Origin of the sequence: Chelativorans xinjiangensis (assembly GCF_009812055.1) — a bacterium.
GTDB lineage: Bacteria > Pseudomonadota > Alphaproteobacteria > Rhizobiales > Rhizobiaceae > Chelativorans > Chelativorans xinjiangense.
This window is the reverse complement of record NZ_WQNH01000004.1, coordinates 208,012-214,446: the sequence shown is the minus strand read 5'-3', so window position 1 is coordinate 214,446 and position 6,435 is coordinate 208,012. Positions and strand designations below refer to the sequence as shown.

Genomic DNA, 6,435 nt, shown 5'->3' with positions numbered 1-6,435 from the left:
CGGCGGCCCGCACGGTGCGGCGCAGCGCTTCGACGCCGGCGCGGTGGCCGGCCGTGCGCGGCAGGCCGCGGGCACGCGCCCAGCGGCCGTTGCCGTCCATGATGATCGCGATATGCGCCGGCTTCACCCGGTCTTCCCCCTTTTGGTTCCGATGGCCGCGCCAGGCGATCGTCAGACCTGCATGATTTCAGCTTCCTTGTCCTCCAGAAGCTTGTCGATCGTAGCGATCGTCTCGTCGGTCATCTTCTGCACGCGGTCGGACTGCGCGTGCATCTCATCCTGGCTGATGTCGCCATCCTTTTCGGCTTTTTTGAGGTGCTCCATGCCGTCGCGGCGTACATGGCGCGCCGCCACGCGCGCGCTCTCCGCATACTGATGGGCAATCTTCACCAGTTCCTTGCGCCGCTCCTCGTTGAGCTCGGGCAAGGGAATGCGCAGGGTGGTGCCCTCGACGATGGGGTTGAAGCCGAGGTTGGATTCGCGGATTGCCTTGTCCACCGCCTGCACCATCCCCTGGTCCCACACCGAGACCGAAATCATGCGCGGCTCGGGCACCGAAACCGTCGCCACCTGGTTGATCGGCATTGAGGTCCCGTACGCCTCGACCTGGACCGGATCGAGGAGATTGGCCGAGGCACGGCCGGTCCTGAGCGAGGCGATATCGTGCTTGAACGCGCTCACCGCGCCGTCCATGCGCCTGTGGAGATCCTTGAAATCAACACCCTCGGGCATAACTGCCTCCCTTACGCTTTGACCGCGTCGAGGCCTGCCGGATCGTTGTCGACGATCGTGCAGTGCCCCGCGCCCTTCAGAATGGCCGCGAACCCGCCTTCTTCGTGAATCGAGAAGACGATTATCGGTATGTTGTTCTCCCGTGCAAGGGCAATCGCCGCCGTGTCCATGATGCCGAGCCCCTCGCGCATGACGCGCTCGTGGCTCAGGCGCTCGTAGCGCACGGCGTTCTTGTCCTTGTGCGGATCGGCGGAATAGACCCCGTCGACCTGGGTTCCCTTGAAAAGCGCGTCTGCGCCGATCTCCGCCGCCCTGAGCGCTGCCGCCGAATCCGTGGTGAAGAACGGATTTCCCGTGCCGCCGGCGAAGATCACCACCTTGCCGGCGTTCATGTAGCTCGTCGCCTGGCGCTGCGAGAAGCTCTCGCACAATTCCGGCATGGCGATGGCCGATAATACCACCGCGTCGACGCCGATCTTGACCAGCGAGGTCCTGAGCGCCAGCGAGTTGATGACGGTGGCGAGCATGCCCATGTGGTCGCCGGTCACCCGGTCGCCGCCCTTGGAGGCCACCGCGACGCCGCGGAAGATGTTGCCGCCGCCGATGACGACGCCGACCTCGACACCGAGCGCGCGGGCCGCGGCGATGTCGGCGGCGATGCGGTCGACCACGGAGACGTCTATGCCGAAGCCCTGCTCTCCCATCAGGGCCTCGCCCGAGGCCTTCAGCACCACGCGGCGGTATAGGGGGGTCAAGCTCATCGTCTCCTCTTTACCATCCAGGCCGTGCCTGTCACCGGTTTCCTGTCGCCCTACACGAAGGGCACCGCGTTGTCACGCGGTGCCCTTGCAGTTCCGGACAACCGATCCCGTATCACCGGCCCGTCTGGGCGCTTGCGGAAAAGTCGCCTTCAGCGGTCAAACCCAGCGGTCAAACCCAGCGGTCAAACCCAGCGGTCAAACATTGCGACCGTCGGTATTACTTCTTCACCGCGGCCGCCACTTCGGCTGCAAAATCCGAGGTCTCGCGCTCGACGCCCTCACCCAGCGCGAAGCGCAGGAAGGCGGTGATCTTGGCGGGCGCCCCGATCTCCTTCTCCGCCTCTTTCAGCGCCTGCTCGACCGTCAGGTCGGGGTTGATGACGAAGGCCTGCTTCAGGAGGACGACCTCCTCGAAGTATTTGCGCAGCCGGCCTTCCACCATCTTCTCGATGATGTTCTCCGGCTTGCCGGACTGGCGCGCCTGGTCGGAGAAGATCTCCTTCTCGCGCGCCACCGCGGCCGGATCGACCTCGCCCTCCGTCAGCGCCGCCGGGTTGGTCGCCGCCACATGCATGGCCACCTGCCGGCCGAAGTTGCGCGCCGCCTCGGCGCTGCCCTCGGTCTCGATCGCCACGAGGACGCCGATCTTGCCGAGCCCGTCGGCCACCGCGTTGTGGACATAGGTCGCCACGGCGCCCTTGCCGACCGCAAGCTTGGCCGAACGGCGCAGCGTCATGTTCTCGCCGATGGTGGCGATGGCTTCCCTGATCGTGTCCTCCACGGATTTGCCGCCCGGATAGGCCGCCGCCGCAACCGCTTCGACGCTGCCGTCGGTACCAAGCGCCACCGTGGCGACATTGCGCACCAGGTCCTGGAAGGCGTCGTTGCGGGCCACGAAGTCCGTCTCGGAATTGACCTCGACCGCGACCGCGCTCGTGGCGTCGGAAGCGATGCCGATCAGCCCTTCGGCCGCCGTGCGGCCGGACTTCTTGTCGGCCTTGGAAATACCCTTCTTGCGCAGCCAGTCGACCGCCGCCTCGATGTCGCCGCCGGTCTCCGAGAGCGCCGTCTTGCAGTCCATCATGCCCGCGCCGGTCATCTCGCGCAATTGCTTGACCTGTGCTGCCGAAATGCTCATCGTTGCCTCTTCATATCCGAAATATGCGGCCGGGCCCGCAAAGGGCGCCGCGGCCGCCGTCACCGTCGGGGCCGACCGGCCCCAGGAATAGGAGAAGGGGTGAAGTCCCCTTCCCTCAGGATCGTCGCCCCTCAGGACTTGTCGGCGTCCTCTGCGGGCGCTTCCGCGGGCGCTTCGCTGGCCGCAGCCTCGTCCGCGGGCGCCTCCGCTGCCGGGGCCTCTTCCGCGGGCGCCTCTGCTGCCGGGGCCTCTTCCGCGGGCGCCTCTGCTGCCGGGGCCTCTTCCGCCGGGGCTTCGGGCTCGGCCGGCACCTCTTCCAGCACCCGCTCGGCCGGCGCTTCCACCGCTTCGCCGACATCCATGCCGAGCGCGCCCTGCTGGCGCTCGATGCCGTCGATGGCGGCCCTGGCGATCAGGTCGCAGTAAAGGGCGATGGCGCGCGAGGCGTCGTCATTGCCGGGGATCGGATAGTCCACCACCTCCGGGTCGCAGTTGGAATCGCTGATGGCGATCACCGGGATGCCGAGCCGGCGGGCTTCCTGCACGGCGATGGCTTCCTTGTTGGTGTCGATCACGAACATCATGTCCGGCGTCGAGCCCATGTCGCGGATGCCGCCGAGCGCGCGCTCCAGCTTGTCGCGCTCGCGCTCGAGGTTCAGCCGCTCCTTCTTGGTGAAGCCCTCGGCCTCACCCGACAGAAGCTCGTCGAGCCGGCGCAGACGCTGGATCGAGTTGGAGATCGTCTTCCAGTTGGTCAGCATGCCGCCGAGCCAGCGCGCGTTCACATAATACTGCGCGCAGCGCTTGGCCGAGTCGGCGACGATGTCGGAGGCCTGGCGCTTGGTGCCGACGAACAGCACGCGGCCGCCCTTGGCCACCGTGTCGGACACGGTCTTCAGCGCCTGATGCAGAAGCGGCACCGTCTGGCTCAAGTCGATGATGTGGATGTTGTTGCGGGCGCCGAAGATATAGGGGCCCATTTTCGGGTTCCAGCGGTGGGTCTGGTGTCCGAAGTGCACACCAGCTTCAAGAAGCTGGCGCATGCTGAAATCTGGCAGAGCCATTGTCGTTTTCCTTTCCGGTTAAGCCTCCGCGGACCGTCAGGCGGCAAGGCCGCCACCGGAGGTGTCAGCCGGATGTCTCCCGGACAGATACCTATTGGCCCGCGTGTGGAATGGGCGCGCATATAGAGGCATATGAAGACGAATGCAAGCGCCGGTGCGCCTTGGCTGCTCCTACTGGCTGTTCCTGACCGCGCGTCATCCCGGCCAAGGGAGCGTAAGCTCCCGCAGAGCCGGGATCCATTCCGGAACATGGAAGGGTCACGGAATGGGTTCCGGATAGCCTCCGCTTCGCTCCGGCTTCCGGGATGACGCACGCACCCTGGTGGCGGGATGGGATAATCGCCCCCGACGGCACACGGGCGCGTCCACCCCCACCCCTTACCCCTCCCCATCCTGAGCTTGTCGAAGGGGGGGGAGGGGAGCGCGAGCGCCGCGCCCGCCCCCGCGCCTCAATTGCCGCTTTCGCGAGCACACCCCTCATCCGGCTCGAAAAGCGCCAGATCGGCCAGCTTTGCCGTCATGGAATAATCGGCGTAGCGGATCATCATGTCGCGCTGGATGCCGCTCTCATGCAGCTTGAAGCTGACATTGTATTCGCTGACCTCCTCGCCGTCCGACGCCTCGCCGTCGAAATAGGCGGCCGTCACCGGCAAAAACGTATCCCGGGCAAGCGGCCCCAACGCCTTGCGTTCGGTATCGTCCTCGTCCACCGGTTTCGGTTCGCCGACCACGACCGAGACCATCACCGCATTGTCGGTGAATTCCGTTCCGTCGAAGACGGCGCTCTCGTAGAAGCGCTCGCCGGCCTTCGCTTTTTCCAGAAGCTCGCGCAACTGGCCTGTGGGAAAGAGCACCGGCGCGAACGACCGCTCGGTCTTTTCCGGCTGCTCGTATTCGACCACCGTGCCCGTGCCCTCCCGCCTGGCGGTGCCCTTCACTTCGTTGTCGAGCTCCTCGTCGATAAAGGACTTGGTGACGAAGCGGAAAGTCTCGCCCGCCGCGTCCTCGAAACTGGTCACCCGCTGGTCGATCAATCTCGACCCTTCCGTCATCTCAAAGCGCATGACAATACGGGACTTCAGGGTATAGCCTTCGCATGCCGATCCGGAGAATTCGAAAACCCAGCGGCCGGTAAGCGCTTCGATCTGCGCCTCATCGTCCGCCTCGGAAAGTGCGAGATCGTAGACGGCGCGATGCGGCAAAAGGGTCTGCGCGGCGGCCGCACCGGCAAAAGCGCACAGGAACGATGTGAGGAGCAGCACGGAAGCACGCGGTACACGCATGTGGAAATCTCCGTCATGGAACGGTTTTATGGTATCGCGCTTCTCAGCCACGGATGAACGCCTGTCGTGGCGAAAGAGAGGCGATTTTGCAAGGGCGAAGAGCGAGGAAAACATTCATGGCCACCACCATCGAGAAGCGGCTCCTGGAACTGGGCGTCGAACTGCCGGCGCCGGCGACGCCGGCCGCCAACTATGTGCCGTCCGTCAAGACGGGCAATCTGCTCGTGACCTCCGGCCAGCTTCCCATGAAAGACGGCAAGCTGATGGCCATGGGCCTTTTGGGCCGTGAGCTCGGCACTGAAGCCGGCAAACTGGCGGCCAAGTGGTGCGCCGTCAACGTTTTGGCCCAGGCGCGCGCCGCCCTTGGCGAATTGGAGCACATCAAGCGCATCGTCAAGATCACCGTCTTCGTCGCCTCGACGCCGGACTTCACCGAGCAGCACCTGGTCGCCAACGGCGCTTCCGATTTTCTCGTCGCCGCTCTTGGAGATGCCGGTCGCCACGCCCGCGCCGCCGTCGGCATGGCCTCCTTGCCGATGAACGCTCCGGTGGAAATCGAAGCCATTATCGAAATCGCTTGAGGCTCATCCGTATGCCCGACATCTCCTGGCTGACGGAACGGCCGATCGCCCACCGCGGTTTTCACGACATGAACGACAAGCGGTGGGAGAACACGCTTGCCGCCTTCGCGGCGGCGGCCGAGCGTGACTACGCGATCGAATGCGACGTGCACCTGGCCGCCGACGGCGTGCCGGTGATCTTCCACGACGAGGAGCTGGAACGGCTCACCGGGCAGGAAGGCAAGGTCTGGCAGCGCACGGCGGCCGAGCTTGCCGCCCTCAATATCGGCGGCACCAGTGAGCGGATGCCGACACTGGCGAAGGCGCTCGAGGCGATCGGCGGGCGCGTGCCCGTCGTCATCGAACTCAAGGGTGTCGCCGGGCATGACGCCGGTCTGGTGGAGAGCGTTCTTAACTGCCTTTCCACCTACTCCGGCCCGGCCGCCCTCATGTCCTTCAACCATTGGATCATCCGCGACCTCGGCAGGAACCCGGGGCAGTTCCCCGTCGGCCTCACCGCCTGCGGCCGGAGCACGGCCGACATGGAAGCACATTTCTCCATGCTGGCGCATGGTATCTCGTTCGCCTCCTACAGCGTGGACGATCTGCCCAACCCCTTCGTCTCCTTCCTGCGCGAGCGCCTTTCCCTGCCCGTCATCTCCTGGACGGTGCGCAACGAGGCGGGCGCGGAAAGGACCTTCCGCTACGCCGATCAAATGACCTTCGAGGGATTTGCAGCTTAGTGGTGCGATCCTGACAGATGGTACCCATCTGTCAGGACAAATCGCCCCACCCGATAAACAGCTTGTGGGCTGACTTTTCCAAACAGATGGGTACCATCTGTTTGGGTCAGACCACTAGGATCCGGTATCTATCTTGTGTGCAATGGCACGGGAC

7 protein-coding genes and 1 pseudogene are annotated in these 6,435 nt (G+C 65.1%); 2 read left to right on the top strand and 6 right to left on the bottom strand.

Annotated features, from left to right (window positions below; all coding sequences use genetic code 11):
* The 6 genes and pseudogenes from GM910_RS05255 to GM910_RS05230 all read right to left on the bottom strand — a co-directional run.
* Window positions 1-100: undecaprenyl diphosphate synthase family protein (locus tag GM910_RS05255; protein WP_201285410.1), on the bottom strand; the 100-nt coding region annotated here is incomplete at its 3' end.
* A gap of 71 nt (window positions 101-171) precedes the next feature.
* Window positions 172-732 (bottom strand): ribosome recycling factor, encoded by a 561-nt coding sequence (frr, locus tag GM910_RS05250; protein WP_159586460.1) that lies wholly within the window; start codon window positions 730-732, stop codon window positions 172-174.
* Between the two features lie 11 nt (window positions 733-743).
* A complete protein-coding gene (gene pyrH / locus GM910_RS05245; RefSeq protein ID WP_159586459.1) occupies window positions 744-1,493 on the bottom strand; it encodes a UMP kinase in 750 nt (249 codons plus the stop codon).
* A gap of 217 nt (window positions 1,494-1,710) precedes the next feature.
* Window positions 1,711-2,631: a translation elongation factor Ts gene (gene tsf / locus GM910_RS05240; protein WP_159586458.1), complete on the bottom strand. Its 921-nt coding sequence runs from the start codon at window positions 2,629-2,631 to the stop codon at window positions 1,711-1,713.
* Window positions 2,632-2,897: 266 nt separating this feature from the next.
* Window positions 2,898-3,695, bottom strand: a pseudogene (gene rpsB, locus GM910_RS05235) (30S ribosomal protein S2); the annotation flags it as partial.
* 449 nt (window positions 3,696-4,144) lie between these two features.
* Window positions 4,145-4,978 carry a cell envelope integrity EipB family protein gene (locus GM910_RS05230; protein WP_159586456.1) on the bottom strand — a complete coding sequence of 278 codons (834 nt, stop codon included), beginning with the start codon at window positions 4,976-4,978 and terminating at the stop codon, window positions 4,145-4,147.
* A gap of 116 nt (window positions 4,979-5,094) precedes the next feature.
* On the opposite strand from GM910_RS05230, the gene GM910_RS05225 reads away from it, so the two are divergent.
* Window positions 5,095-5,559: a RidA family protein gene (locus GM910_RS05225; protein ID WP_159586455.1), complete on the top strand. Its 465-nt coding sequence runs from the start codon at window positions 5,095-5,097 to the stop codon at window positions 5,557-5,559.
* 11 nt (window positions 5,560-5,570) lie between these two features.
* Complete coding sequence (locus GM910_RS05220; RefSeq protein WP_159586454.1) at window positions 5,571-6,281, top strand: glycerophosphodiester phosphodiesterase; 711 nt, start codon at window positions 5,571-5,573, stop codon at window positions 6,279-6,281.
* Window positions 6,282-6,435 lie beyond the last annotated feature (154 nt).